Source organism: Streptomyces sp. NPDC055506 (assembly GCF_053643595.1).
Genome location: NZ_JBSHKH010000116.1, coordinates 1 through 26,146 on the forward strand (window position 1 = coordinate 1; position 26,146 = coordinate 26,146).

Annotated in this window: 26 protein-coding genes; 10 read left to right on the plus strand and 16 right to left on the minus strand. The window is 72.4% G+C overall.

Going from position 1 to position 26,146, the window contains the following annotated elements; genetic code table 11:
• Positions 1 to 19: 19 nt before the first annotated feature.
• Genes ACWIF2_RS31760 through ACWIF2_RS31770 form a run of 3 tightly spaced genes read right to left on the minus strand, consistent with a single transcriptional unit; the run spans position 20 to position 3,946 of the window.
• On the minus strand, positions 20 to 1,756 hold the full coding sequence (locus ACWIF2_RS31760; protein WP_454364351.1) for a PEP-utilizing enzyme: 1,737 nt from the start codon (positions 1,754 to 1,756) through the stop codon (positions 20 to 22).
• A gap of 52 nt (positions 1,757 to 1,808) precedes the next feature.
• The gene (locus ACWIF2_RS31765) at positions 1,809 to 2,600 is read right to left on the minus strand and encodes an SDR family NAD(P)-dependent oxidoreductase (protein ID WP_454364352.1); all 792 of its coding nucleotides are present in this window, start codon (positions 2,598 to 2,600) and stop codon (positions 1,809 to 1,811) included.
• 29 nt (positions 2,601 to 2,629) lie between these two features.
• Entirely contained in the window at positions 2,630 to 3,946 is a 1,317-nt protein-coding gene (locus tag ACWIF2_RS31770) for an aromatic ring-hydroxylating oxygenase subunit alpha (protein ID WP_454364353.1), read from the minus strand.
• A gap of 155 nt (positions 3,947 to 4,101) precedes the next feature.
• Here ACWIF2_RS31770 and ACWIF2_RS31775 point away from each other — a divergent pair, with 155 nt between their 5' ends.
• The 4 genes from ACWIF2_RS31775 (at position 4,102) to ACWIF2_RS31790 (ending at position 8,083) form a co-directional block, all read left to right on the plus strand.
• Complete coding sequence (locus ACWIF2_RS31775; RefSeq protein WP_454364354.1) at positions 4,102 to 4,557, plus strand: VOC family protein; 456 nt, start codon at positions 4,102 to 4,104, stop codon at positions 4,555 to 4,557.
• Positions 4,558 to 4,654: 97 nt separating this feature from the next.
• Positions 4,655 to 5,659 carry a thiamine pyrophosphate-dependent dehydrogenase E1 component subunit alpha gene (locus tag ACWIF2_RS31780; protein ID WP_454364355.1) on the plus strand — a complete coding sequence of 335 codons (1,005 nt, stop codon included), beginning with the start codon at positions 4,655 to 4,657 and terminating at the stop codon, positions 5,657 to 5,659.
• A gap of 5 nt (positions 5,660 to 5,664) precedes the next feature.
• A complete protein-coding gene (locus ACWIF2_RS31785) occupies positions 5,665 to 6,690 on the plus strand; it encodes an alpha-ketoacid dehydrogenase subunit beta (protein ID WP_454364356.1) in 1,026 nt (341 codons plus the stop codon).
• A 4-nt stretch (positions 6,691 to 6,694) separates the two neighbouring features.
• A complete protein-coding gene (locus ACWIF2_RS31790; RefSeq protein ID WP_454364357.1) occupies positions 6,695 to 8,083 on the plus strand; it encodes a 2-oxo acid dehydrogenase subunit E2 in 1,389 nt (462 codons plus the stop codon).
• 14 nt (positions 8,084 to 8,097) lie between these two features.
• Here ACWIF2_RS31790 and ACWIF2_RS31795 read toward each other — a convergent pair whose 3' ends face one another.
• Complete coding sequence (locus tag ACWIF2_RS31795) at positions 8,098 to 8,703, minus strand: TetR/AcrR family transcriptional regulator (protein ID WP_454364358.1); 606 nt, start codon at positions 8,701 to 8,703, stop codon at positions 8,098 to 8,100.
• Positions 8,704 to 8,842: 139 nt separating this feature from the next.
• Between ACWIF2_RS31795 and ACWIF2_RS31800 the strand changes: the two genes are divergently transcribed.
• Positions 8,843 to 9,499, plus strand: coding sequence for a TetR/AcrR family transcriptional regulator (locus ACWIF2_RS31800; RefSeq protein ID WP_454364359.1), 657 nt, complete (start codon positions 8,843 to 8,845; stop codon positions 9,497 to 9,499).
• Between the two features lie 30 nt (positions 9,500 to 9,529).
• Here ACWIF2_RS31800 and ACWIF2_RS31805 read toward each other — a convergent pair whose 3' ends face one another.
• From ACWIF2_RS31805 to ACWIF2_RS31835, 7 genes are all read right to left on the minus strand, one after another.
• Positions 9,530 to 10,234, minus strand: a complete 705-nt coding sequence (locus ACWIF2_RS31805; protein ID WP_454364360.1) for an SDR family NAD(P)-dependent oxidoreductase — start codon at positions 10,232 to 10,234, stop codon at positions 9,530 to 9,532.
• Between the two features lie 17 nt (positions 10,235 to 10,251).
• A complete protein-coding gene (locus ACWIF2_RS31810) occupies positions 10,252 to 11,406 on the minus strand; it encodes a thiolase family protein (protein ID WP_454364361.1) in 1,155 nt (384 codons plus the stop codon).
• A complete protein-coding gene (locus ACWIF2_RS31815) occupies positions 11,403 to 11,846 on the minus strand; it encodes a Zn-ribbon domain-containing OB-fold protein (protein WP_454364362.1) in 444 nt (147 codons plus the stop codon). Before ACWIF2_RS31815 ends, ACWIF2_RS31810 begins: the two co-directional genes overlap by 4 nt.
• Before the next feature lie 18 nt (positions 11,847 to 11,864).
• A complete protein-coding gene (locus tag ACWIF2_RS31820) occupies positions 11,865 to 12,983 on the minus strand; it encodes an acyl-CoA dehydrogenase family protein (RefSeq protein ID WP_454364363.1) in 1,119 nt (372 codons plus the stop codon).
• On the minus strand, positions 12,980 to 15,589 hold the full coding sequence (locus tag ACWIF2_RS31825) for a putative PEP-binding protein (RefSeq protein WP_454364364.1): 2,610 nt from the start codon (positions 15,587 to 15,589) through the stop codon (positions 12,980 to 12,982). Before ACWIF2_RS31825 ends, ACWIF2_RS31820 begins: the two co-directional genes overlap by 4 nt.
• Positions 15,586 to 16,218, minus strand: coding sequence for a hypothetical protein (locus ACWIF2_RS31830; protein ID WP_454364365.1), 633 nt, complete (start codon positions 16,216 to 16,218; stop codon positions 15,586 to 15,588). The genes ACWIF2_RS31825 and ACWIF2_RS31830 overlap by 4 nt, the downstream gene beginning before the upstream one ends.
• A 94-nt stretch (positions 16,219 to 16,312) precedes the next feature.
• Positions 16,313 to 17,149 carry an enoyl-CoA hydratase/isomerase family protein gene (locus ACWIF2_RS31835; RefSeq protein ID WP_454364366.1) on the minus strand — a complete coding sequence of 279 codons (837 nt, stop codon included), beginning with the start codon at positions 17,147 to 17,149 and terminating at the stop codon, positions 16,313 to 16,315.
• A 136-nt stretch (positions 17,150 to 17,285) separates the two neighbouring features.
• Here ACWIF2_RS31835 and ACWIF2_RS31840 point away from each other — a divergent pair, with 136 nt between their 5' ends.
• From ACWIF2_RS31840 to ACWIF2_RS31855, 4 genes are all read left to right on the plus strand, one after another.
• On the plus strand, positions 17,286 to 18,494 hold the full coding sequence (locus tag ACWIF2_RS31840; RefSeq protein WP_454364367.1) for an acyl-CoA dehydrogenase family protein: 1,209 nt from the start codon (positions 17,286 to 17,288) through the stop codon (positions 18,492 to 18,494).
• Positions 18,495 to 18,663: 169 nt separating this feature from the next.
• Complete coding sequence (locus ACWIF2_RS31845; RefSeq protein ID WP_454364368.1) at positions 18,664 to 19,035, plus strand: DUF4333 domain-containing protein; 372 nt, start codon at positions 18,664 to 18,666, stop codon at positions 19,033 to 19,035.
• 17 nt (positions 19,036 to 19,052) lie between these two features.
• Positions 19,053 to 19,736, plus strand: a complete 684-nt coding sequence (locus tag ACWIF2_RS31850) for an ABC transporter ATP-binding protein (RefSeq protein ID WP_454364369.1) — start codon at positions 19,053 to 19,055, stop codon at positions 19,734 to 19,736.
• Between the two features lie 19 nt (positions 19,737 to 19,755).
• The gene (locus tag ACWIF2_RS31855) at positions 19,756 to 21,771 is read left to right on the plus strand and encodes an FtsX-like permease family protein (protein ID WP_454364370.1); all 2,016 of its coding nucleotides are present in this window, start codon (positions 19,756 to 19,758) and stop codon (positions 21,769 to 21,771) included.
• 68 nt (positions 21,772 to 21,839) lie between these two features.
• Here ACWIF2_RS31855 and ACWIF2_RS31860 read toward each other — a convergent pair whose 3' ends face one another.
• Together ACWIF2_RS31860 and ACWIF2_RS31865 are read right to left on the minus strand one after the other, a co-directional pair.
• The gene (locus ACWIF2_RS31860) at positions 21,840 to 22,346 is read right to left on the minus strand and encodes a group II truncated hemoglobin (RefSeq protein WP_454364371.1); all 507 of its coding nucleotides are present in this window, start codon (positions 22,344 to 22,346) and stop codon (positions 21,840 to 21,842) included.
• 103 nt (positions 22,347 to 22,449) lie between these two features.
• Positions 22,450 to 23,391, minus strand: coding sequence for an aldo/keto reductase (locus ACWIF2_RS31865; protein WP_454364372.1), 942 nt, complete (start codon positions 23,389 to 23,391; stop codon positions 22,450 to 22,452).
• A gap of 46 nt (positions 23,392 to 23,437) precedes the next feature.
• Between ACWIF2_RS31865 and pdxR the strand changes: the two genes are divergently transcribed.
• Positions 23,438 to 24,892 carry a MocR-like pyridoxine biosynthesis transcription factor PdxR gene (gene pdxR / locus ACWIF2_RS31870; RefSeq protein ID WP_454364373.1) on the plus strand — a complete coding sequence of 485 codons (1,455 nt, stop codon included), beginning with the start codon at positions 23,438 to 23,440 and terminating at the stop codon, positions 24,890 to 24,892.
• Here pdxR and ACWIF2_RS31875 read toward each other — a convergent pair.
• From ACWIF2_RS31875 to ACWIF2_RS31885, 3 genes are all read right to left on the minus strand, one after another.
• The gene (locus ACWIF2_RS31875) at positions 24,858 to 25,091 is read right to left on the minus strand and encodes a hypothetical protein (protein ID WP_454364374.1); all 234 of its coding nucleotides are present in this window, start codon (positions 25,089 to 25,091) and stop codon (positions 24,858 to 24,860) included. The two genes, pdxR and ACWIF2_RS31875, sit on opposite strands and share 35 nt — an antisense overlap.
• Before the next feature lie 27 nt (positions 25,092 to 25,118).
• Positions 25,119 to 25,997 (minus strand): hypothetical protein, encoded by an 879-nt coding sequence (locus ACWIF2_RS31880; RefSeq protein WP_454364375.1) that lies wholly within the window; start codon positions 25,995 to 25,997, stop codon positions 25,119 to 25,121.
• 66 nt (positions 25,998 to 26,063) lie between these two features.
• Positions 26,064 to 26,146, minus strand: an 83-nt coding sequence (locus tag ACWIF2_RS31885; RefSeq protein WP_454364376.1) for a DUF6411 family protein, incomplete at its 5' end; no start/stop codon positions are given.

A 26,146-nucleotide genomic window follows, 5' to 3' on the forward strand; every position in this document is an offset into this window, starting at 1 on the left:
CGGCGGGCCCACGCGTCTCTCAGACTCCGAGCGTGGTCGCCACGCTGTCCACGGTGACCGTGCCCCGGTCGCCGTCGACCGTGATCACCATGCCGTCCCGCAGCCGTCGTGTCCCGCCCTCGACGGAGATCACGGCCGGGATGCCCAGCTCACGGCAGACCACCACAGCGTGGCTGTTGAGCGCGCCCACGTCCACGACCGCAGCACCCGCGACCAGGAACAGCGGAGTCCAGGCCGCGTCCGTGATCGGTGCGACCAGCACCTCGCCGGGCTCCAGCGCCTCGCACGACGCCGGGTCGGTGACCACCCGCACCGTGCCGGTGTACGTGCCGTGGCTGCCGCCCACACCACCGAGCACATCGCCCTCGACGGCCGCCTCGGTCCGTTCCTCGGCGCGGCGCGGCCAGGTGTCGATCTCGGTCTGCGCGTCGTCGGCGACGAAGAACGGCGGTTCCAGTTCGTGCAGGCCCGCGTACTCCTCCAGCCGCCGCGCGATCACGGGGCCGAAGGTCTCCGGGGCGGCGACATAGCCGTCGAGTTCGGTGTCCAGCAGCATCATCACGTCCTCGGGCCGGGCGAAGCGCCCCGCCTCGACGCCGCGGCGGCCCAGTTCCCGTACGGCCATGCGGATCTCGTTGACGACGGTGACGCAGTTCGCCTTGGTGCGCTCGCGGGCCGGGATCCACACCTGGGCGGCGTGCATCCCGGCGTCGAACATCGGCTGCGCCTCCTCGGGCAGCGCGGCCCGGATCTCCCGCGCCGTCCGCTCGCGCCCCTCGGTCAGCCGCTTCCGGCGGGCGGCCGGGGAGTCGTCATCGGGACTGTGCCGGATCCGGTCGACGAGGGCCAGCGCCTGGACGGGCGCCGCCTCCCAGGACAGCGCGTGGATGTCCCACTCGTTGGGGCCGCGGTCCCCGGACTCCGCCAGGAACTCCTCGAAGGAGTCACGGAACGCCTTCACGTCGCCGGTCGCGGCGTCGAGCGCCTGCTCCACTGCGGCCGGACCCCCGTCGAACAGCGCGCTCAGCTCGGCCGACGCCGCGACCTGGCGGGACAGTGTCCACAGCCCGGTCGAGGGGGAGGCGGAATCGACGTCGCCGAGACCGCCGATGAGGTCGAGCATGGCGCCGGGGCGGTCCACGCTCGCGCACAGCGGGCCGAGGATCGCCGGTCCGACGGACGCGGGCAGCGACGACTCGACGTGCCGCTGGAAGGTCGTCTCCACTTCGTCGAGCAACGACCGTGCGTGCGCTACCAGTTCGGCGTCGGACAGCCGCGTCAGGCCGGGGCGCGAGCGGCGCAGGGCACGCAGCCGTTCCCGGTCGGCGTCGGCCTCCGGGAAGCCGGCCTGGCCGAGCATCCGCTGGAGCGTCGCGCCCGCCTTGGCGGTCAGCTCCTCGTCCTGGTCGTCCGGATGCGCCACGTACGCCGGCGTGTCGGAGCGCTGTCCGACGAAGGCCGCGTCGATCTGGTCCGCGGTCTGGCCCATGCGGATGCCGAACAGCCGCATGTGGGACAGATTGAGGTAGAAGTGGCCGCCGAACATGCCGACGAACGGCGGCCTGGGGCCGGCCACCTCCTCGTCGCGGTAGATGCCGAACCCGACGAAGCCCTTGCGCCAGCCCTGCAGGCCCCGCCCCCAGACCAGGGTCCAGCCCAGCGGGCTGGCGGGTTCCGGCAGGGTCTCGCCCGCGTTGGCCCGGGTGTAGTGCGGCAGCCGTTCACTGCGCTGCCAGTCCGTGATCCAGCTCTTCATGACCGAGGTCTCCCGCTGTCCGTACCCGCGCCTGCCCCTGCCCGTCCCTCGCCTACCACTGCGCCGTACCGCCGTCGACGCTGATCAGTGTGCCGGTGATGCCCGCCCCGGCCTCGCTCGCGAGCAGCGAGGCGACTGCCGCGACCTGTTCGACGGTGGTGATCTTCTTGGTGGCGGCGTGCTCGGCGAACCGGCCCAGCCACTCCTCGTACGAGATGCCCTCGGCCTCCGCCGCGGCGGGACCCGCGGCCCGCATCAGGTCGGTGTCGACGGCGCCGGGGCAGATGGCGTTGCAGGTGATGCCCTGGGTGCCGTACTCGAAGGCGGTCGCCTTGGTCAGGCCGTGGATGGCGTGCTTGCTGGTGATGTAGTGGCTGATCGCGGGCTTGTTGGCCTGCTTGCCCTCGACCGACGAGATGTTGATGATGCGTCCCCAGCCGCCTTCCAGCATCTTCGGCAGCGCCCGGCGGGTGCCGTAGAAGTAGCCGTTGACGTTCAGGTCGAGTGCGGCGTGCCACGCCTCGTCGCTGAGCTGGTGGATCGGGGCGAAGCCGGAGCTGCCGCCGACGTTGTTCACCCAGATGTCGAGTCTGCCGAAGCGCTCGGCGGCGAAGTCGGCGAGGGCCTCGATGTCCTCCTGGCTGTTGGCGTCGCAGGGGTGGAAGACGGCCCGGTCCCCGGCGTCCATCTCCACCAGGGCCTGCTTGCCCTTGATCTCGCTGCGGCCGCTGACGACGACCGTGGCGCCGTCGGCCAGAAAGGCCTCGGCGATGGCGCGGCCGATGCTGCGCGTACTGCCCGTGATCACCGCGACACGTCCGTCGAGGCTGCCCGTAGCCACCATGGTGTTCTCCCGCGAGTGTTGTCGGTTGCTCACCTGGCGGCTCTGGGGGCGCTCGTGTCCAGGTGCTGGTGAATGGTGCGGTGGAAGTGCTGGAGTCCGGGCTCGTTGCGTCCGAAGACGAAGTCGGTCCCGTCGAGGGCCTCCAGGCCCTGCTGGACTCCGTAGGTGGTCGCGTAGTCCTCGTCGCGGACCACCTCGTGGAACCACTCGCCGAACCGGTCGGCGGCCTGGCGTTCCTCCTCGGTGACCGCCGGTTCCCGCAGCAGGATGATCTGCTGGGTCACCGACTCGGTCGCCGTGCGGGGGAGGACCAGGGAGACGGCGATCTTCTGGCGCCAGCCGCCGGCGATCGCGAGGCCGGGGAAGAGCCAGTAGATGGGCCCGACGCACTCACCTGGGTCACGCTGGTCCGGCGGCAGTTCTACCGCCCGCGCGATGGGGCGCAGGGCCGGTGCGATGCGCTGGTGAGGGCCCCAGGTGTCGTGGGCCATCATGTTCGAGAGGTTCGTCTCGAACACCGTCTTCGGGTGCAGGGAGGCGAAGTGGTACGTCTCCAGATACCCGTCGAGGGTGACCTTCCAGTTGGGACTGGTCAGCTCGCTGGTGGCGTAGTGGTGGCACTCCGCCAGCCGGAGGCCCTCCAGCAGGGGCTGCAGGTCGCCCAGCCAGCCGTCCAGGTCGGGCTCGGCCGCCGGGTCCAGCGAGACGAAGACGATCCCCGCGCGCTCACCGGCCGGAAGGCGGACGAGGCTGCGGCCCTCGCGCGGCACCTCGCCGAAGGTCTTCTCGGCGTACACCCCCCGCAGCTCTCCGGTGAGGTCGTACGACCAGGAGTGGTACGGGCAGGTGAGCCGCTTCGACACACCGCAGCCGGGTTCGAGGAGCTTGGCCCCCCGGTGCCGGCAGGCGTTGATCATCGCGTGCACGGCGCCCTGCCGGTCACGGGTGATCAGCACGGGGATGCCGAGCACGTCGATCGCCTTGTAGGTGTTCGGCCCCGGAAGCTCGCAGGACATGGCGAGCGGCAGGGGGACGCTGCGGTGGACGGCGTCCGTCTCGCGCCGCCACCGGTCGGCGTCGAGGTAGTGGGCGACGGGTTCCGTCCACTGCCCGTCCGCCTCGTGCGTCGTTCTGTCGCGGTAGTGCGCCATCACACGCTCGACGAGTTCGGCGGCCTCCCGGCGCATCGCCAGGGACGCGGCGTCGGTGGACCGGTCCTGGCTGATCCACGACGAGTATTCGGGGGCCGAGGGGGCCGAGGGGGCGGAGAGGGCCGAGGGGGCTGGGGCCGACGACCTCGGCCCGGCGTCCGTCTCCCGAATTTCCGGCGAACTGGTCTGGACCACGATGTCCTCACAATCCTCCCAGCCGCGAGCCGGTGACCGGCTTCGGAATGCGACAGCTGGGCTGTGTCCGAAACGAGAACAGGACTTAGTGTGGCCTGTCAATAGAAAGTGGCGAAGTTGCCGCTCGCTGTCCCGTGGGGGTGGGTGCGATGGTCATGACCCTGCCGTTCGAGGTGGGCGTGGTGGTGCGGGATCTGGAGCTGATGGAGCGCTTCTACTGCGACGTGCTCGGCTGCCGAACCGAGCGCCGCTCGCGTGTTCCGGAGTCGGTCGGCGGCCCGGCCGGGCTCGGAGGCGAGCTGGTGGTCGTCTGGCTGGAGGTGCCCGCCGGGGGGCGCGTCAAGTTGATCCTCCCCCGGTCGGGCAGGGTGGCGGCCCGCGTCGCGGCCTCGCCGGCCGGGCGCCCGGGGCTGTCGTATCTCACCTTCCACTTCGACGACATGGGCCCCTTGGTGGCGGCGCTGCCGGCCGCGGGTGCCCGGCCCCTGTCGGACCCGGTTGTCGTCCGGGCGCACGGTCGACGGATCAGCTTCTGGGCCGATCCTGAGGGCAACGTCGTGGAGTTGGTGGACGCCCGGGCCGGCGAGCCGGATCCGGGGCATAGTAATTAGAGACGCTGTTCAGTAAGATGCCCTCATGCTGGTTACTGTAGACCGGCACTAGTAAGTCCGATGGCCCGTAAACCTCCCTCGGACGAAGGGGCGGACGATGGCTCAACGAGCGTCAACGGCGTCGAAGAAATCCGCGCAGGTCAGCACGCAGGTCATCAAGGACCTGCACCAACGCATGGTGCGTATCCGGCTGTTCGAGACCGAGGCGGGAAAGCTCATGGAGGCGGGCAAACTGCCCGGCTTCCTGCACCTCTACGTCGGCCAGGAAGCCGTCGCCGCCGGCGTCATGGCGGCCCTGCGTGACGACGACCAGATCACGTCCACCCACCGCGGCCACGGCCATGCCGTGGCCAAGGGCGTCGGCTTCCGCGAGATGTACGCCGAACTGTACGGCCGCGTCACCGGCGCCTGCCTCGGCCGCGGCGGGAGCATGCACATCAACGACCTCAGCCGCGGCATGCTCGGCGCCAACGGCATCGTCGGGGCGGGTGTCCCGATCGCCGTGGGCGCCGCGTTCGCCGCCCGGTACAAGGGCGAGGACAGCGTCGCCGTGACCTTCTTCGGCGATGGCGCCACCAACATCGGAGCCTGGCACGAGGGCGCCAACATGGCCGCGATCCTCGGCCTGCCCGTGGTCTTCGTCTGCGAGAACAACGGCTACGCGGAGTTCACCCCGCAGTCCGGGCACATGCTGCTCACCGATGTCGCCGACCGGGCCCCCGCCTACGGTATGCCCAGCGTGATCGTCGACGGCATGGACGCGGTCGCCGTCCACCGGGCCGCCGGCGAAGCCGTCGAACGGGCCCGGTCCGGCGCGGGCCCGATGATGATCGAGGCCAAGACCTATCGCTACTTCGACCACCAGGGCGTCAAGGGCCTGCGGCACCCCTACCGCTCCGACGAGGAGGTCGCCGAGTGGAAGGCCCGCGACCCCATCGACCTGCTCGAAGCCCGAGCCGTCGCCGAGGGCACCGCGACCCGGGCGGAGCTGGACGACGTATGGCAGCGCACGCGCGACGAGATCGCCGAGGCCATCGCGTACGCCGAGGCGAGCCCGCTGCCCGACCCCGCCGACCTGCTGCTCAACGTCTACTCGGGATGACCGCTATGACCACCACCAGCGAGGCACCGGCCCTCCCCCCGGTCGCCGACTCCCGCAAACTGTCCTACGTCAAGGCCTTCAACGAGGGACTCGCGCAGGCCATGCGCGAGGACGAGAACGTCTTCGTCGCCGGCGAGGACGTGGCCGGATACGGCGGCGTCTTCCGCATGTTCGACCACCTGCTCGACGAGTTCGGCCCGCGCCGCATGATCGACACCCCGATCTCCGAAGCCGCACTGGTCGGCCTCGGTGTGGGAGCCGCCGCCCGGGGCCTGCGACCCGTCGTCGACCTGATGTTCATGGACTTCATCGGCGTCTGCCTCGACCAGATCGTCAACCAGGCGGCGAAGATGAAGTACATGTTCGGCGGCGCGCTGTCCGTGCCGCTCACCATCACCACCGCCTCCGGAGCCGGCCTCGGTGCCGCCGCTCAGCACAGCCAGAGCCTGGAGGCCTGGCTGGCCCACGTGCCCGGCCTCAAGGTGGTGATGCCCTGCGACGCCTACACCGCCAAGGGCCTGACCGTCTCGGCCATCCGGGACGACAACCCGGTCGTCATCATGCTCAACAAGGTCCTGCTCGGCAGCACCGGCGAGGTGCCCGAGAAGATCTACGGCATCCCGCTGGGCCGGGCGCACACCGCGCGGCAGGGCTCCGACGTCACCGTGATCGCCCTGGGCCGCATGGTGGGCGAGGCCCTCGCGGCGGCCGACGAACTCGCGGCCGAGGGCGTGGAGATCGAGGTGATCGACCCCCGAACCGTGCAGCCCCTGGACACCGAGACGATGTTCGCCTCGGTCCGCCGCACCAACCGGGTGCTCGTGGTGCACGAGGCCGTCACCTTCGGCGGGCTCGGCGCGGAGATCGCCGCCCAGATCCAGGACTCCGTCTTCGACTACCTGGACGCGCCGGTCCTGCGCATCGGCGCTCCCTTCTCCCCGGTGCCGTTCTCGCCGGTCCTGGAGAAGGCGTACGTGCCCGATCGCGCCCGCATCGCCCAGGGCTGCCGGCGCCTGCTCGAAAGGTCGTGACGGCATGGCGGTCGAGGTTCTGCTGCCGAAGATCGGTCTGACCATGCAGGAAGGCACGATCGACGAATGGCTCGTGCCGGTCGGCGCGGCCGTCGCGGAGGGCGATGCGCTGCTGAGGCTGGCGACCGACAAGGTCGACGTGGACGTCGAGGCGGAGGCCGGGGGACTGTTCCACCCGGTGGTCCCGGTGGGGTCCACGGTCCCCACAGGCGCCCTCATCGGCTGGCTGCTGGCCGAGGGCGAGCAGCCACCGGACCCGTCGGGTGCGCCGATGCCCGCCGGGTCCGGGACCAGTGCGGGCAGCGACTCTCCGCCCGCACTCGACGGCACCGGCGCCGACGCCGCTTCCGCGGCACCCTCCGTCAACGGCACCGCTGGCCGGCTTCTGTCTTCACCGAACGCCCGGCGGGTCGCCGCCGCCGACGACGTCGACCTCACCGCCGTCCGCGGCACGGGACCGGGCGGCCGGATCGTCTCCGAGGACGTGGAGGACTTCCTCCTGGCCGTCCCCGGTGACCTCGGCGATCCCGGTACGGCGGTCCCGGCGGGCGTCCTCCCCTCCTCGCCGCTGGTCCGCAAGCTGGCCAAGGAGCGGGGGATCGACCTCTCCGCGGTGAACGGCACCGGTCCGGGCGGCCGGGTGCGGCGGTCCGACGTCGACGCCGTCACCGCGGCGCCTGTTCGCCGGGACTCGGCCCCTCGGCCCGGCGACGTCCTCCCGCTCACCGGGATGCGCGGCACCATCGCCCGCAGGATGCACGCCAGCCTCCAGGAGATGGCGCAGCTGACGCACGGCTACGAGGTACGGATGGACGCCGTCGTGTCGCTGCGGGACCGGCTCAAGGAGGAATGGGCCGACAGTGATCTGCCGGTGCCCAGCCTCAACGACTTCCTGCTGAAGGCCGCTGCCCTGGCCCTGTGCGAGCACCCGCTGCTCAACGCGACGGTGCGGGAGGACGGCGTCCACCTGCTCGACGGCATCCACCTGGGCTTCGCGGTGGCCGTCCCGGGCGGCCTCGTGGTCCCCGTGATCGAGGACGCGGAGGGGCTGCAGCTGGCCGGGATCGCACGCCGCTCCAGGGCCCTGGCCCAGGCCGCGCGCGAGGGGCGGATCTCCCCCGCCCAGCTGGAAGGGGCCACCTTCACCGTCACCTCGCTCGGCGGATACGGAGTCGACTTCTTCACCCCGGTGATCAACCCCGGCAATGTCGCGATCCTCGGGGTGGGCCGGCTCAGGGACGGCGTCGAGTGGGTGGACGACCGGCCGCTGCGGACGCGGGTGCTCACCCTGAGCCTCACCTTCGACCACCGCGCCGTCGACGGGGCACCCGCCGCCGAGTACCTGCGCACCGTCGGTGAGTTGCTGCGCAGGCCGCTCCGGCTGCTGGTGTGATCCGCCCGAGGCCCTCAGCCGGCCGGGTCGGCGATCCGCTCCGCGAGAGCGCCGACCTCGCGGACGAAGGAGCGGTGCCCCAGCGACCGGTACACGTCGTCGCCCCGGACCTGCGAGATCGCCGAGGTCTCCAGCAGCGCCAGCAGGCCCAGGCCGATCACCGCCGCCTCGGCGTCGGAGACGGACGCGCGGGCCTTGTGGATCAGCCGCACCAGCTCGGCCAGCAACTCCGTACGGCTCTCCTGGCGCAGTGCCTCGGCCTCCTGGCTCATGCCGGCCGACGACACGAAGAACACGGTGGCGGCGGAACGGTGTTCGCCCAGCCAGGACAGCAGCGTGGTGACCGCCGCACCGACGCCCGCGCCGGGTTCGTGGGCCTCCGTGAGCGCCTTCAGCTGCTCGCGCAGTGCGGTGGCGAACGCCCGCATCCCCTCCGCCAGGACCTGGTCCTTGGAGGAGAAGTGGTAGTACACCGCTGCCGAGGTCATCTCCGCACGGGCGGCGATGTCGGCCACCGTCACTTCGTCCGGCGGCTGGGTGGCGAACAGCTCGGTGGCCGCTTCGATCACCCACTGCTTGCGCGACGGACGGTGAGCGGCGCGGCTTCCGGAGGTCGTCATGATGTCAAGTATGCCGGGCGCCGAGCGTCCCGTAGACCCACGCGCAACAGGAATTACTCCGCCGGACGGTTCGAGTTACTGGATAGCATGGTCAGTACACAAGGCCCACGGACGCGGGTCACGGCAGCCGGCAGGGAGCATGATGGCCAGCACGAAGAACGGCAAGCAGCCCGCCCACCGACCCTCGCGGCGGCAGCACATCATCACCGCCGCCGTACGGGTCTTCGGCCGCAACGGCTTCGCGGAGACCAGCATCCAGGACATCGCGGACGAGGCCCAGGTGGTGCCCACGGCCGTCTACTACCACTTCGACGGCAAGGAGGAACTGCTCGAACTCGCCATGCGTCGCGTCTTCGACCAGCTGAACGCTGTCGTGGAGGCGGCCCGTCCGGAGTCCGAGCCGGGTGATGCGGAAGGGCTGATCCGTGTCATCGACGCCGTGTGGGACTGGGTGGAACGAAACCCGGACGAGGCCCGCCTCTACCAGGTCCAGGTCGCCTCCGCCAACGGCAGCGTCAAGGTGCTGCGGGACGAGTTCGAGCAGCGGCACATCCAGCGTGGCTACGACTATCTGCCCGAGGGCACGACCCGCAGCCCCAGGGCGGCGAAGGTACGGCATGGGGCGCAGGCGCTCGCGGTCCGCACACTGATCAGTACGACCATGCTCGTCACCGCGCTGCGCGCGGAAGGAGGACCGCTGTCCCAGCTGCCCTCCCGCTCCGTGCTGGAGGCGGTCAGGGAACTGGCGCTGCGCATCGTCGCCACCGAGCAGGGACCGGCCACGTCACGGACCTGAGGCGGTTCAACAGGCCAGACCTGAGGCGGTTCACCAGGCCATTGGCCTGCGGTCGGCGAACAGCCCGCCGGTCGTCTCGTCGCCCTCGGGAAGAGTCGCCAGCCAGACCGGGGTGTCCGCCCCCTCCCGCGGACCGCGCGGGGCGGAGGGACCGCCCATGCCGCTGCGGGTCCAGCCGGGGTCGGCGGCGTTGACCAGGACGCCCGTGCCGGACAGCTCTGCCGCGAGCATGCGGGTCAGGGCGTTCAGCGCCGTCTTGGAGATCCGGTAGGCGGGATGCCGGCCGGAGTCGATCAGTGCCAGCGAACCGTACGAGCTGGTGACGTTCACGACCCGTCCGTAGCCGGCTTCCACCATGCCGGGGACGACGGCCTGCGCCACCCGCCAGGCGCCGGTGAAGTTGGTGTCCAGCGTCGCGTACAGGATGTCCTCGTCGAGGTGAGGGGGCCGCAGCTCCCCGTCCAGCGACACGCCGGCGTTGTTCACCAGCACGTCGATCCCACCGGTCAGCTCCCTTGCTTCCCGGACCGCTTCGGTGACGCTCCTCGCGGAGGTCACGTCCAGGGCCAGCGGCAGCGCCGCCGGGCCGATGGCGCGGCACGCCTCCTCGGCGGCCTCCGGTTTTCGCGCCGCGACCAGGACCCGCAGCCCCCGGTCCGCGAGCTGCCGGCCGATCTCCAGCCCGATTCCCCGTGCCCCACCCGTGACGAGTGCTGTTCTGCTGCCGTGCTGCATGGCGGTGTCCGCCCCTTTCACACCGTGAGGACCGAGCAGGCACTGATCCCGGGCGCCCCGTAGACATGGGTGAAGCCCACCCGGGGAGCGCCCGGCACCTGCACACCCGGCGCCCGGCCCTGCAACTGTCGTACGACCTCGTGGAACTGCCGCAGGCCCGAGGCGCCGACGGGCTCCCCGCCGGCCAGACAGCCGCCGTCGGTGTTGACCGGTATCCGGCCCGTGGGATCGGTGCCCCCGGAGGCCAGCAGTTCCTCCTGCTCGCCGTGGCGGCACAGCCCGGTCTCCGCCAGATGGATCAGCTCGGAGCCGCTGTCGGTGTCCTGCAACTGGGCCACCTGTACGTCCGCGGGACGCAGCCCCGCCGTGCGGAAGACGGCTTCCGCGGCGTCCACGCTCGGGCTGCGGTGCGGTCCGGGCGGCAGCCAGGGCGAGAACACCTCGAACGAACCGAACCGCCGGGTCCGCAACGCCAGCGACGCGAGCCTGACCGGTCGTTCGCACAGGTCGGACGCGCGGTCGCCGAGCGCCAGCACCAGCGCGGCCGCGCCCTGTCCGGGGGAACAGAACATGTACTGGGTGAGCGGGGGGCTGACCTCGGCGGAGTCCAGGATCTCCTGCTCCGTCAGCGGCTTGCGCCGCCACGCCAGGGGGTGGCGCGAGCCATTGCGGAAGGCCCGCGCCGCCACCGTTGCCAGCGCCCGCTCCGAGATCCCGTGGTCGTACAGGTACCGCTGGGTCTTGAGGGCGAAGAACTGGGTCGTGAGCATCATGCCGGTCTCGGCGTACCAGTCACCCAGGCCGTACCGGGCCGCGGAGACGTGGAACGCGCCCCGCTCGTGTTTGTCGAACCCGACCGCCAGTCCCAGGGAGGCCTCGCCCGCGCGCAGCGCGTTGGCCACCGTGAGCACGGTCGAGGCTCCGGTGGCGCAGCCGTTCTGCACGCTGACGAACGGCACTCCGGTCAGGCCCAGCCGGCCCACCAGGGTGTCGGGCTTGCCGGACACGTCGGAGCCGCCGGCCGCGTAGCCGATGTCCTCCCAGGCGACACCGGCGTCGGCCAGCGCCTCGCGTACCGCGCGCTCGGCCATGTCGATTCCGGTGACGCTCTCGTCGCGGCCGAAGGGATGCATCCCGCAGCCCACGACATAGACGTCGTCCATTCGCCTCATCGTCCGCCGTCCCGGTCCGGTGCGAACGCGAAGGTCAGCACCTCGGTCCCGTCCTCGTCCCGGTACGCGGTCACGGTGGTGAGCCGAACCGGCAGACCGATCCGGATCTCCGCGCGGGGCACCGCCAGCCGCGCCTCGACCAGTACCTCACCGAGGTCCACATAGCCCACGTGGTAGGCCCGGTGGCCGCCGGACGGCATCCGGTACGGCGGCTTCGGCGGGAACGCCTGGAGCGTCCACGACCACACCCGCCCGCTCGCCGGAAGGACCCGCGCGGACATCGCGCCGTCCGGGCACCTGGGGCACGAGTCCTGCCGGGGGAAGACGACGGTGCCGCACGCGGAGCAGCGGGCGCCGACGAGGCGCGGTGGATCGCCGTCGTGGGACTCCCCGTTCTCGGCGTTCTCGAACAAGGACTCGTCGATGAGTCTGGTGGCCATGCCGTCCCGCCTTCCACGTCACCAGCCCAGCAGCCCGGCCAGCCGTTCCCGATGGTGTGCGGCGCCGCCCAGCAGGACCGCGTCGGACTGGGCGCGCCTGAAGTACAGGTGCGCGTCGTGCTCCCAGGTGAAGCCCATCCCGCCGTGGAACTGCACGCACTCGGCGGCGACGGAGACGAACGCCTCGCCGCACCAGGCCTGCGCCACCGCCGCCGCCTCGGCCAGCGCATCCGGCGAGCCGTCCGCCCGGACCGCGCGTACCACGGCCGACCGGGCGGCCTCGACCTGGAGCAGCATGTCGGCGCAGGCGTGCTTGACCGCCTGGAAGCCGCCGATCGCCCTGCCGAACTGGGTACGGTCGCGCACATGGGCCATCGTCATGTCCAACGCGGCCTGTGCTCCGCCGAGTTGCTCGGCGGCCAGGGCGATCAGGGCCACGTCCAGGGCGCGGGAGACGATGCCCCCTCCCTCGCCGCCGGCGGTCAGCGCCCTGACCCGGGCGCCGGAGAAGGTGACCACCGCCTGGCCCCGGCTGAGGTCCAGGGTGGGCACCCGGCGCACCGTGACCCCCGGCTCGCGCGGATCGGCCAGGAAGAGGTCCACGCCGTCGGCCCCCGCAGCGGCCACCACCAGCGCCTCGGCGTCGGCGCCGTCGAGGACGAACGGCGCGGTACCGTCCAGCAGCGGGACACCGCCCTGCCAGGAGACGGCCACCGGCACGGCGTCGGGCCGCCACGTCCCGTCGGGCGCGGCCACCGCCAGGGCGTGGACGGCGCCCTCGGCGAGCTCGGCCAGCGCCTTGCCGGCCGTACCGCAGCCGGCCAGCACCTGCCCGGCCAGCACTGTGGAGGACAGCAGCGGTACCGGTGCCAGTGTTCTGCCCAACTCCTCGCAGACCGCGGCGATCTCGGCGAGGCCGCCGATGCCCCCAGCCGACTCGGGCAGGCCGAGGGCCGCGAGGCCGACCTGGCGGCCGAGGGTGTCCCACAGTTCGGCGTCGATGCCGGGGGCCTCCTCGGACAGCCGGCGTACCGCGGCGGTGCCGCCGGCATCGGCGCACACCGACCGCACGGTCTCGCGCAGGTCCTCCAGCTCGGCGTCCGACAGGGCCGCGACGTCGGCCACGGTGCTCGTCATCGTGCGCTCCCGCTCTCGTGGTGCCGCTCCTCGTCCTGCCGCTGCCGCAGGGCACTGTGCGCGGCCGCCATCCGGGCCACCGGCACGCGGTGCGCGGAACAGGAGACGTAGTCGAGGCCGAGGTCGTCACAGAAGGCGATCGAATCGGGGTCCCCGCCGTGCTCACCGCACACGCCCAGCTTGATGCCGGGCCGTACGCTCCGTGCCCGTTCGGCCGCCAGGGCGATCAGCGCACCCACCCCGTGCGGGTCGAGCCGGGCGAACGGGCTGGCGGTCAGGAACCCGCGCTCCTGGTACGAGGCGAGCACCTGGCGCTCGACGTCGTCCCGGGAGAAGCCGTAGGTGAGCTGAGTGAGGTCGTTGGTGCCGAAGGAGAAGAACTCGGCGTGCTCGGCGAGTTCGCCGGCGAGCAGCGCGGCCCGAGGGGTCTCGATCATCGTGCCGAGCCGGTACGGCACCTCCACCCCGGTGCGGGCGGCGACCGCGTCGGCGGCACCTCGCACGTACGCGGCCGCGGCGGCGAGTTCCTCCGGCAGGCTCACGAGCGGGATCATCACCTCCAGCCGCGGCCGGACCCCCGTGGCGGCAACATCGGCCCACGCGGTGAACAGCGCCTCGGCCTGGGCCGGGTAGAGCCTCTCGTGCCGCAGTGCCAGCCGCACCCCGCGCAGCCCGAGCATCGGGTTCGCCTCGCGCAGCGCGGCGGCCCGCTGCTCCTCAGCCGCGTCCAGGGCCTGTCCGGGGACGGGCAGGAACTCGTGCAGCGGGGCGTCCAGCAGGCGCACGGTCACCGGGCGGTCCCCGACCGCGGCCAGCAGCGCGCGGAAGTCCTCGTGCTGGGCGCGCTCCAGCTCCAGCAGGGCTTCGTCCCGGGCGGCCGGGTCGGCGGCCAGGAGCACCCGGCGGATCAGCGGCAGCCGCTCGCCGAGGAACTGGTGTTCCGTACGGCACAGCCCGACACCCTCCGCGCCCAGGGCCAGGGCGGTGTCCACCTCGCCGGCCGTGTCGGCGTTGACCCGCACGCCCAGCCGGCGCATGCCGTCCGCCCACCCCAGCAGGATGGACAGTTCGGGTGGCGGTTCGGCGACACTGACGCTCAGGGTCCCCGCGTAGACGGCGCCGGTACGGCCGTCCAGCGATACCGGGTCGCCCTCGCGAACCACCCGCTCCCCGAAACGGACCGTCCCGGCGGCCAGGTCCACGCGCAGTCCCTCGGCGCCGCACACCGCGGGCTTGCCGGCGCCCCGCGCCACCACGGCGGCGTGCGAGGCGATGCCGCCGCTGCCGGTCAGCACGGCGACGGACGCCAGCATCCCGGGGACGTCCGCCGGGGTCGTCTCGGCAGCCACGAGCACGACCCGGGTACCGTCCGCGGCCAGTTCGAGGGCGCGTTCACTGGACAGCACGACCGCTCCGGTCGCCGCCCCCGGGGACGCGGGCAGCCCTCTCACCAAAAGGTCCTCCCCGCCGGTCAGCCGCAGCTGGGGGTGCAGCAGTTCCTGCACCTGCCCCGGGGTGATACGCCGCACCGCATCCTCACGGCCCATCGCCCCGTCCTGGGCCAGGTCCGCGGCCAGACACACCGCCGCCCTGAGCGGCGGGCGGAGTTGCGCCGAGGCGGCGAGCAGGGAGATCTCGTCGTCGCGCACCTCGAAGTCGACCGACACCGGCGCGCGCAGATGACGCTCCAGGGTGAGCAGGGAGTGCTCGAGCAGCGCCGTCCCGCCCGCGAGCCGGTCCAGCGGTTCACCGGTGTGCGGCGGCGGGGCGCTGCGGCGCACGCCTCGGAAGAAGGAGCCGTGGTGGGAGAGCCGCCCGGTATCGGGATCGCGGCTGACCGCCGTGCCGTAGCCCGAGTGGTCCGCGGGGCCGATGCGCAGCGCCTGCACGTGCAGGGCGAGGGCCAGATCGGCGGGGAGCCGCTGGGCCCGGCGGGACCTCCGCGCGCGCGGCGAGTCCCATCGGCCGAGGAGGGCGCGGGCGGCCAGCGCGAGCTGCCGTGCCGGGTCGTCGGGAAAGGGCTGGGAGCCGTGCCGCCTCACCAGGGAGAGCAGTGCCTCGACCCGCGCCCGCGGCTCGGGTGTGTCCAGGAGGGCGTCGTCGAGCACCGCACCGGGCACGGCGAGGGCGTATTCGGCGATCATCCGCAGGGTGGAGGCCCACACCTCGTACAGGGCCTCCGCGCGCCCGATGACGGCGCACAGTCCGTCGGCGTTGCCCGAGGTCAGGCCGAGACAGGCCAGGTCGGGCGGCAGTCCCGCGATCTCGGTCGGCGCGCTCGCCGACAGACGCAGCAGCAGCGGCCGGCCCGCGTCGCCGATCCGCCGCGCCGAGAGCTGCTCGACCAGAGCGACGGCGGCACCGGCGGTGTCGGGTTCGCACAGCGACGCGGAGGCGCCCGCGGGCACGGTGAGCCCCGGCACGACCGGCAGTCCGAGGGCCACCAGCCGGTCCATCGCCGCGCCGTGCGCGCCCAGCTCGTCGGCGTCGAGGCCCCGGATGCGGCCCTGTCCGTAAGGCACCAGGACCCGGCCGGGGGCCTCGGAGGGCGCGAGAGGAGCGCCGGACGGTGTGAGCGGGCCCGCCTCGCGGTCGGTGACGCTCACCCCCGGCTCCTCGTGACCAGCTCCTCCTCCAGGGCCTCGTCCTCGGCCCGGGAGATCCCCAGTACGAGCAGCAGTTCCTGATGCAGTCGCATCCACACGGTGTGGTACGAGTCGCACAACGGCGAGGCCAGCCACGCCGGCTCGCCGTCGTCGAAACGGTCGAGGGCCTCCTCCAGGGCCGTGAGGTACCGGCCGCTGCCCGCGAGCATCCGCTCCAGCCTGCGCAGCACGGGCTGGATGGCCTCGTGCACGTCCTCCAGCGACTCGCGCACCTCGGCGTCGTAGGCGTCGTCTGAGTGGTCGTTCGCACTGCCGTCGGGGCGGCACTGCCATGCCGTGCACACGTCGCGGATCTTCCTGTTGACCGGCAGGAACGCCTCGTAGGCGGCGGTGATCCGCTCCTCCTGCTCGGAGCCGGCCGGGACCCGCAGGATGCGCGCGGCGGCGGCCTTGGCCCGCTCGGTCGGCAGCACCACCGGGCCCTTCACCATCGCGAGACCGGCGTCGACCAGCGGGCGGTGCTCCGACTCCGGCCGGCCGCGCCACATGCCCCGCAGGACGAGGTCGACGACGGCTTCGCTGTCAGGCTCGTCGGGAGCGTCCGGAAGGCCCACGGCAGCAGATTGCATCGCCACACCTTTTCCCCGGGTCTGTGATGACCGGTTCCTCGGTTCTGTATTGCCCGGAGGTTACGCCCCGGCCGACCCGTTAGTGAAGAGGGACTCAAGAAACACTTTTCGATGCGTCGGCCTCGGCCCGGCCGTCGCACGCCTTCGGGCGGTCCCGCGCGGCGAGGAAGGACACCATGCGGTCCCGCGCCTCGCGGCCGTCCGCCAGGGCGGCGATCAGCCGCGCCTCCTCGGCGAGGTGGCGGCGCAGTTCGTCGCCGGTGCCGGCGCGCAGGAGGTCCTTCGCGGCGCGCAGTGCGTCACCGGCGCCGGCGGCCAGGCCGGCCGCGGTCCGGTGCGCCGCGTCGTCCAGTTCCCCGTCCTCCGCCACGCGGGAGGCCAGGCCCCACCGTTCGGCGTCGTCGCCGGTCAGAATCCGGTTGGTGAGGATCAGGTCCGCCGCCCTGCGAGGGCCCACCAGGCGTGGCAGGAACCACGAGGCCCCGCAGTCCGGCGTGAGGCCGATCGCCGTGTACGCCAGCCGGAACCGCGCGGACCGGGCCGCGAGGACGATGTCGCCCACCAGTGCCAGACCGATCCCGCCACCGGCGGCCGCGCCGCGCACGGCGGTCACCACCGGCACCGGCAACTGGTACAGGGTCTGTACCGCCGTGTGCGCGGCACTCGCCACGGCATGCACATAGGCGCCGGTCCCGGCGCCGCGACCGGCGAAGGCGCGCAGGTCACCGCCCACGCAGAAGCTGCCGCCCGCGGCCCGCAGCAGCACGGCGCCGCCCGGGTCCGCGGCCACCTCGCGCGCGGTGTCCCGCAATGCCTCGGCCGTCCTCAGATCCAGGGCATTGCCCCGCCCCGGGTCGTCAAGTCTCAGCTCGACGACCCGGTCGGGGTGGCGGACGATCCGGACCGGCTCGGTGCTCACGGGGAGGCCCATGGATGTTTCTCCTGTCGTCTTCCCGTCGCCGGGTGCTTCCCGTCCCAGGTGCTTCCAGGCAAGATACTGAAGACGCTATACAGTTTCTAGGACGCGACGGGAGTCGATGCCCGTACGCCCGCCGGCGGGAGGTCCCGTGCCCATCCAGTTCGATATCGATCCGACTGTCGCTCAACTAGCCGCTGATACAGCCGAGTTCGTGCGCGAGGTGGTCATTCCGGCCGAGCGCGAGTGCGGCGGGTCCGTGCACGATGCCCCCGAGGCCCTGCGGGAGACCCTGCAGAAGGCCGCCCGTGACGCCGGTGTGTTCGCTCCGCACGTGCCGACGCGCTGGGGCGGACACGGGCTCGATCTGCGGGGGCAGGCGGTGGTGTTCGAAGCGGCGGGATACTCCTTGCTCGGACCGCTGGCGCTGAACTGCGCCGCCCCGGACGAGGGCAACATGCATCTGCTGGAGAAGGTGGCCACCGAGGAGCAGAAGCAGAGGTATCTGCGTCCGCTCGCCGCGGGCGGGACCCGGTCCTGCTTCGCCATGACCGAACCGGCTCCGGGAGCGGGTGCCGATCCCCGTTCCCTGCGGACCACCGCGACCCGGGTCCCCGGCGGCTGGCGCATCGACGGGCGCAAGTGGTTCATCACCGGTGCCGAGGGAGCGGCCTTCGCGATCGTCATGGCCCGCACCTCCGGCAGCCCCGGCGACCCGGGCGGCGCCACCATGTTCCTGGTCGACGCCGGCACGCCCGGCATGCGCCTCGTCCGGACCATCGAGACGCTGGACGAGTCGCTCTTCGCCGGGCACAGCGAGATCGTCTTCGAGGAGTGCGTGGTGGGGGAGGAGCAGGTGCTCGGCGCGGTGGACCACGGCTTCGACGGCGCCCAGGTCCGGCTCGGTCCCGCCCGGATGACGCACTGCATGCGCTGGCTGGGAGCCGCCCGCCGCGCCCAGGACGTCGCACTGGAGCGGGCGGGGAGCCGGATGGCGTTCGGCTCGACGCTGGGAGACCTCGGCATGGTCCAGCAGATGCTGGCCGACTCCGAGATCGACATCGAGGCGAGCCGCGCCCTGATCCTGCGCACCGCTTGGGAATTGGACACCGGATCCGCCGCCTCGCAGCTCACCTCCGTGTCCAAGACCTTCGTGGCGGAGGCGGTGAACCGGGTGGTCGACCGTGCGGTGCAGATCTGCGGAGCGCTCGGCATCTCGGCCGAAGACGCCCCGCTGGCCCGCCTGTTCAGGGAGGTACGGCCGTTCCGCATCTATGACGGCCCGTCGGAGACCCACCGGTTCGCCATAGCGCGCCGCGCGGTGCGGCCCTATCGACAGCCGCGCCATCCCCGTGAATGAAGCTGAGCCCCGTCGGAGCCCGCGCCGGCCCCCCGGCAACGGGATCGGCCGAACGGTCGAGGGGCCCGGCGGGTCCGGCCCGCGATCCTGACCGTTCGGCCGAGGCGGGCGTCCGGGTCCGCGGGCGAGGGTGGAGCCGCATCCTCACCACGGACATCAGGAGTCGACGATGCAGCGCAACAAGTTCCTCGTCAGTGTCATCGGGGGCGCGACCGCCGCGGTCGCGCTGGGCGGAGTCGGCACGTATCTCCTCTCCGGCACCGAGTCGACCAGCCGACTGGACGAGTACAGCACCGCCTCGGTGGACGGCCACAAGGCGCTCGCCGCGAACATCGTCGCGGGCCGCACCGAGAGCAGGTACCACCCGCTGCCCTGGGTCGGCGACAAGCTCTCCGGTGTGACGTGCCCGACCGGCCTCAAGGCCGTCGCCGGAGCCACCCTCACCTGTACCGGCAAGAAGAGCGACGGCAGGACCGTCGAGATCCCCGTCCGTGTGACCAAGGCCGGCGCCAAGAGCGTCACCTGGACCTTCGAGCGCTGACAGGGAGCACCCACACCATGACCACGGTTCTGGCCGGACACGGCCTCGTCAAGAAGTACGACTCCACCACCGCCCTGGCCGGCGTCGACGTGGAGGTCCGCGAGCGCGACTCGCTGGCGATCATGGGCCCGTCGGGGTCCGGCAAGTCGACCCTGCTGCACACCCTCGCGGGGATCATCCGGCCTGACGGAGGCGAGGTGCTGCTGCGCGGGGAGCGCATCGACAACCTCGGCGAGAACCGGCTCAGCGCGCTGCGCCGCAAGCGCTTCGGGTTCGTGTTCCAGTTCGGCCAGCTGCTGCCGGAGCTGCCCGCCGAGGAGAACGTCGCCCTGCCGCTGATGCTGGAGGGCATGCCGCGCGGCGAGGCCGTCGCCCACGCCCGTCGCTGGTTCGCGCCGCTCGGCCTGGAGGGGTTGGAGCAGCGCCGCCCCGGCCAGCTGTCCGGCGGCCAGGCCCAGCGGGTCGCCGTCGCCCGCGCCCTGGTCGTCGAGCCGGACGTGGTCTTCGCCGATGAGCCCACCGGCGCCCTGGACCAGCGCACCAGCACGGAAGTGGTCCAGCTGCTGTCCTTCGCCACCCGGGAGACGGGCGCCGCCCTGGTCATGGTCACGCACGACCCGGACGTCGCCGCGCACTGCGAGCGCATCCTCCAGGTCCGCGACGGCCGGATCAACGACCACAGCCGAGCCACCCTCGCCTGATCCCGCAGGAGTCACTCCCATGCGTTCCCCTGTCGTGCCCCTGACCTGGCACCTCGCCAGGTCCTCCGGCCGCCGCGGCCTGCACGCCCAGCTGCTCGCGGCCGGGGCCGCCGCCGTCGGCTCGTTCCTCCTGCTGCTGATGATCGCCGCCTCCCTCGGTGCCGGCACTCGCGCCGACCACACCACGTGGCGCACCCCCGACGCCGTTTCGGCCGGGAAGGCCACGGCCGTCCAGGCCACGACCACGACGTACGCCCGAGACGAGCCGGTCACCGTCGTGAACCTGGCCCGGCTGCCCGGCCGAGGGCAGACCCCCGCGCCGCCCGGCCTGACCGGCTTCCCGAAGCAGGGCGAGGTGTACCTCTCCCCGGCCCTGGCCCGGCTCCTGCACAGACTCCCGGCAGGCCAACTCGCCGACCGCTTCCCGAAGACGACGTCCTACGGCACGATCGGCGCCGCCGGTCTCGCCTCTCCCGACGAACTGGTCGCGGTGGTCGGCCGGGCGCCGGGCGACGCGGCCGTCTCCAAGGCCGCCGGGGAGCAGAATTACTACGACGAGAACCTGACGGAGCGTGCCCCGATCTCCGGCTTCTCCGCCACGAAGGCGAGCGTGTTCACCGGCACCGACCAGGGGACCGTGCTCCTGGGAGTGGTGCTTCTCGTCATGCCGGTGGTCGTGCTGGCCTCGGCCGCCGGACGGCTCGGCGCGGCCCGGCGCGAACATCGGCTCGCGGCACTGCGGCTGGCCGGGGCGACGCCACGGCAGATCCTCGCCATGACCGCCGTCGAGGCGGCCGCAGTCGGAGCGGCCGGGGCGGTGGCGGGCGCGCTCGCCTACACGGCACTGCTGCCCGCGCTCGCCGAACTCCCGTACGGCCTCGGCTCCTGGTACACGGGCCAACTGTGGGTCGGACTGCCCTGGCCGGCAGTGGTCGTGGCCGCGATCACCGCCCTCATCACCTTGAGCGCGGTGACGATGCTGCGCCGGGTGGCCGCCTCACCTCTCGGCGTCGCCCAGCAGGCCGACCCGCGCCGCACCCGCCTGATCCGCTTGCTGCTGTTCGTGGCGGTCCTGCTGTACATCTGGGCGACCACGGGCGACAGCGGACAGTTGAACCCCCGTCAGCTGCTCGCCCTGCTCGCGCTCTTCTACGGCGCGTTCTGGCTGCTCGGCCCCTGGGTCGTGGACCGGCTGGGCCGCGTCGTGGGCCGCCGCGCCAAGCGCCCGGCCACGCTGCTGGCCGCACGCCGGCTCAGCGACGACCCGCGCGGGGCCTGGCGCACCGTCAGCGGCCTGGTGCTCGCCGGGTTCGTGGCCGGCTTCTTCTCTGTCAGCACACTGGGCTCCGACGGACCGATTCACGAGGGGCAGGTGGCGGTGATCACCGCGAGCGCCTCCGACGCCCGGCACACCGCGGCCGAGGCCCGCACGCTCCTGCACAAGGCGGGTGTGACGGCGACCGTCGCCGTCACGAGCGAGGACGAGTACGACAGCCTGCTGGGCGGGGTCAACGGCGTGACCGCCCGGGTCTCCGGCGGGCAGGAGGGTGTCGACACCGCCGTCACCGCACTGACTCCCCTCGGGTCGGGCAGGTACCCCCTCACACAGGAGTACGTGTCCGCGCCGGATGACACGGTCACCGGCCGCGTCGCCGTCGTCAGCAACGCCACGCTGGTGCTGAGCTTCCTCGTCGCGGCCGCGTCCGCCGGCCTCACGGCCGCCGCGAACGTTCTCGACCGGCGCCGGGTCTACGGTCTGCTGAGGCTGGCCGGTACCCCACTGGAGGTGCTGGACCGGGCGCGGGTGCGCGAGACCGTCATCCCGCTGGCCGTCCTGGCCGGCGGTACCACCGCGATGGGGGCTTTCGGCGCCATGCAGCTCAACAAGGCGGCCGGTACCACCATCAACACCTCCGGTGCCGTGCAACTGGTGCTCTGCGTGGCCGTCGGCGCGCTGGCCATGCTGGCCGCGATCACCGGCAGCAAGCCGCTGCTGCGGAACGTGACGGCGAGCCCGGCACAGACAGCGGACTGACACCGTACCCAAAGCCGGACGATACGCCCCGTCAGGAGCGGCTGTGCCGCTTCGTGAGGTCGCTTTCGTCAGGACAGTCCCTTCCAGCCCCAGCGGGGTGTGGGGCCGGGATCGCCCAGGTCGGTGTCCTCGGGGTCGGCCGAGACGGCACGGGCGATCTTCGTGCCCCAGTCGAAGTACGCCATCACCTGCTGCCGCAGCAGGTCGTCGTCGGGGAGTTCCTTGTCGACGGCCTCGGCCATCAGCTCCATCCACCGCAGGCGCTGTTCCTCGGTGATGGCCAGTCCGAGGTGGGAGCGGAGCAGGGCCTGGTGGCCGCCCAGTTCCCGGGTGAAGGTCTCCGGACCGCCGAAGACCTCGTCCAGCCAGATGGCCACGTGCTCGATGTGCGTGCGGGTGAAACCGGCGAAGACCGGCGCCAGCAGCGGGTCGGCCAGGACTCGGTCGTAGAAGGTGTTGCTCATCCGGCGAAGAACCTCCGTCCCGCCGATCGCCTCACTCAAAGATCCAGTGCGCTCGCTCATGCCACTCATCCCCGTCGATAGCCTCACGCCGGCCAGACCAACATGCCCCATACTTCCACCCCTTGGTGGATTTCGCGGCCGAAGACGCCGACGCAGAGCCTCTGGCCACGCGGCCGGCCGCATGTCTGGAGCCGTCGGGTGGCTGGTACGTCGACTACCGCGCGGAGTCCAGGCGTTCGCGCTGGGCGGCGGTCAGTTCCAGTGACGCCCCCGCGACCGCCTCGTCCAGCTGTTCGACCGTGCTGACGCCGACGATCGGTGTGGCGGCCGGGTTCCCTCCGGTCAGCCACGCCAGTACCACCCGGTTGCGGTTCGTGCCGGTCTCGGTGGCGATCTCGTCGAGTACCGCGAGTCGGCGGGCGGTGCCGGGGTGGTCGTACTCCGCCGGCAGCGGCTTGTCCACGCGGGTGTAACGGCCGCTCAGCAGCGGCGTGTAGGCCCACAGGGCCATGTCCGGGTGGTGCTCGAGGTAGTGGAGCACCTCGTCTGTGACCGCGCCGAACCGGTGCACCACGGTGGGCTGCGTGGCGGGGCGGGGCTGCAGGTATGTGTGGTGCTGCTGCACCGCGGTGAAGCCGGCCAGGCCGTTGGCGCGCGCGATCTGACGGGCCCGCTCGATCTGCCAGGCAGGGTAGTTGGAGCAGCCGAGACGTCCGACCGTGCCGGCGGACACCAACTCGTCGAAGGCGGCGACCGTCTCTTCCAGAGGTGCGACCGGATCCGGCTTGTGGGCCCAGTACAGCTCGACGTGGTCCGTACCGAGTCGTCGGAGGCTGCCCTCGATCCCGCCCTTGACGGCCCCGGCCGAGAGGCCTTCGGCGGTCTCCGGGAACCGTCCCGCCTCGGTCGGCTCGCAGCCCACCTTGGTGCTGATCCTGACGCGATCACGGACGCCGGGGCGGCTCGCCAGCCAGCGCCCGAGCAGCGTCTCGCTCTGCCCCCCGAAGCCGGTCGGGTCCTCCCAGAACGAATAGCAGTTGGCGGTGTCGATCCAGACGCCTCCGGCGTCCACGAAACGATCAAGGAGTTCGTACGAGCCGCGCTCGTCCTGAACCGTGCCGAACAGCATGGCGCCAAGAGCCAGGTTTTCAATCATGCGCATCACGGTAGGCGGATTCGGATCGGCGGTACGCTCCAATCTCGTGGCCGATTCCCAGACCAATCTCGCGTGGGCGACGCTGCTGGACATCAGCCCGACGGAGCGCGGCGCGCGGCGCCTGCACGATCGTCTGGCTCACGCGCTGCGCACCTCCATTCGCAACGGCCGGCTGGCGGAAGGCGCCACCGTGCCACCGAGCCGAGCGCTCGCCGAAGAACTCGGCTGCTCCCGCTGGGTCGTGACGGAGGCGTACGGGCAGCTCATCGCGGAGGGCTACCTCTCCGCCCGGGTGGGCTCGGCCACGCGGGTCTCGTGGTCACCGGACACCTCGCCGCCGCGTTCTCGCGCGCCGCGCCCACCAGCGCGGACACCGATCCGGTACGACCTCGCGCCCGGCCTGGCCGACCTGCGGGCGTTTCCGCGCCGCCGCTGGGCGGACGCCGTGCGAACCGTCACCGGCTCGGCCGTCCACTATGACCTCGGTCTGCCCGACCCCGACGGGCACGCGGTGCTGCGCACCACCGTCGCGCAGTACCTGCGGCGCTCCCGCGGCGCGGACACGAACGCCGAGTGCGTGTCCGTGTGCGCCGGCGTCACCGACGGTCTGGTCCGCACGTGCCGAGCGCTGCGTGCCGAGGGGATCGCCGATCTGGCCGTGGAAGACCCGGGCTGGGGGCGGCTGCGGGACGCCGCGACGAGCGCCGGCCTGCGTGTGCACCCGGTGCGGGTGGACCACGACGGCCTCCGCGTCGACGACCTGGCCCGTACGCCGGCCCGGGCCGTCGTCGTCGGCGCGGCACACCAGTTTCCCACCGGCACGGTGCTCTCCCCGGCACGCAGGGCCCGTCTGGTGCGCTGGGCCCGCGAGGTGGACGGCTTCGTCATCGAGGACGACTACGACGCCGAGTTCCGCTACGACCGCCACCCGGTCGCGGTCATGCAGGGGATGGACCCGAGCCGGGTCTTCCTCCTCGGCTCGGTCAGCAAGACCCTGTCGCCCGCACTCGGACTGGGCTGGCTGGTCGCTCCCGCCGCGACGGCCCGGGCGCTCCGGGCGGCGAACCTCGTCGCCGCCGCGCCACCGGTGCTGGACCAACTCGCCCTCGCCACCTTCATCGACCGCGGGTGGTACGACGCCCACCTGCGCGCGTCGCGGCGGCGGTTCCGCTCCCGCCGGGACCTGCTGGTCCGGACGCTTGGCACCCAGGTACCGGAGGGCCGGGTCGCCGGCACCGCCGCCGGGCTGCACATCCTGCTCCACCTGCCGGACGGCGCCGACACTCCGGGGGCGGTCCGGGCCGCGACCGCCGCCGGACTGCGCCTGGCGGACCTCGACGACTACCGCGCGCACCGGCCGGCAGAACCCGCTCTCGTCCTCGGGTACGGCAACATCAGCGACCTGGAGATCCCCCCGGCCGTGGCGCTCCTGCGCGAAGCGTTGCGCTCATCGACGGCCCCGCCGGTCAGCAGGGTGGCCGACGGGCCGGCTCCCCGGTGAGCCGGGTCGCGAGGCGGTAGGCGACGGTGACGTCCTGGTACTCCTGACCGGGGACGACCGGGTCCGGCAGGTGGGTGCGGTCGCTGTGGCTCGTCGACTCCCGCTCCCCGGTGCCGGGGAACCTGACGGCTGTCCGGGGTTCCTGGGTGAAGCGGAGCCGTTCGGCGTGGACCGTCGAGCGGAACGAGATGTCCCCCACCGGGCTCCCGGCTTCCGGGCCTCGCGTTCAGGGCGGCTCCTCGGACTCCTTGCCGGTACGGCGGCGACTGGACCTCGGCGGCAGCTTCCCGTCCTCTCCGCGCACCCGGCGCGTGCGGGCGCCGCCTTCACTCCGGCCGGCTCGCCCCCGCTCTCCCTTCGCGCCCTCCCGTGCCGTGCCGCCTGCCGCATCCGTTTCGCCCGAGACCTGTTCGGTCACGCTCCCGGCGGCGCCGCCCGCCACCTCGCCGGCCTTTCCGACGGTACGGCTCGTCTCCTGGCCGACGTCCTCCACCGCGCGCCCGGCACCGGCGCCCACGCCCTCGACTGCCTTCCCAGCCCCCTGACCGACATCCCGCGCCACGGATCCGACGCCCTGGCCGACGTCCTGCACGGCGGATCCGGCACCCTGCCCCACGTCCCGTACGGCTGTCCCCGCGCCCTGACCGACCTCCTGGACGGCTCTTCCGGCACCCGTACCCACCTCCCCGACGGCCTGACCGGCTCCGCCGCCGACATCCTGCACGGCGGACCCGATTCCCCGCGCCAGCTCGTGCAGGATCTCCGGGTTCTGGTCGATCGTGGTGAGGACCCGGTCGATGATCTGCGCGACATGATGGAGACGGACCTTGAGCTGGGCCTGGGCCTCGACGCCCGAGATGCCCAGGTGCACCCGGCCGAGCGTGACGTCGGCGCCCACGTTCAGTTTGAGCAGATCCAGCACCTCGGCCTGCAGCGAGACATGTGCCCGCAGGTCCTCGACGTCCAGGTCGATCTCGTCGACCTTCAGGATCGGCACATCGAGGAAGACATCGGGGCTCTCATCGGCTGCCTCGTCGTCGTAAGCCTCGAGCTCGTCGTCGTGCTCCTCAAGGGATTCGTCGTCGTTCTCGGCGTTGCCGCGCATCGCCACGCCTCCGCGGTTTTGGCGTCCTTTCCACCATTTTGATTGATTCTGTGAATCGGTGCCCGGTCAGAGCGGCATGTGGCCCAGGGCCCGGTGACCGGCCGAACCGCTGCGGCCGACCGCCTTGGTTGAGGGGCAGCTCCTGAAGG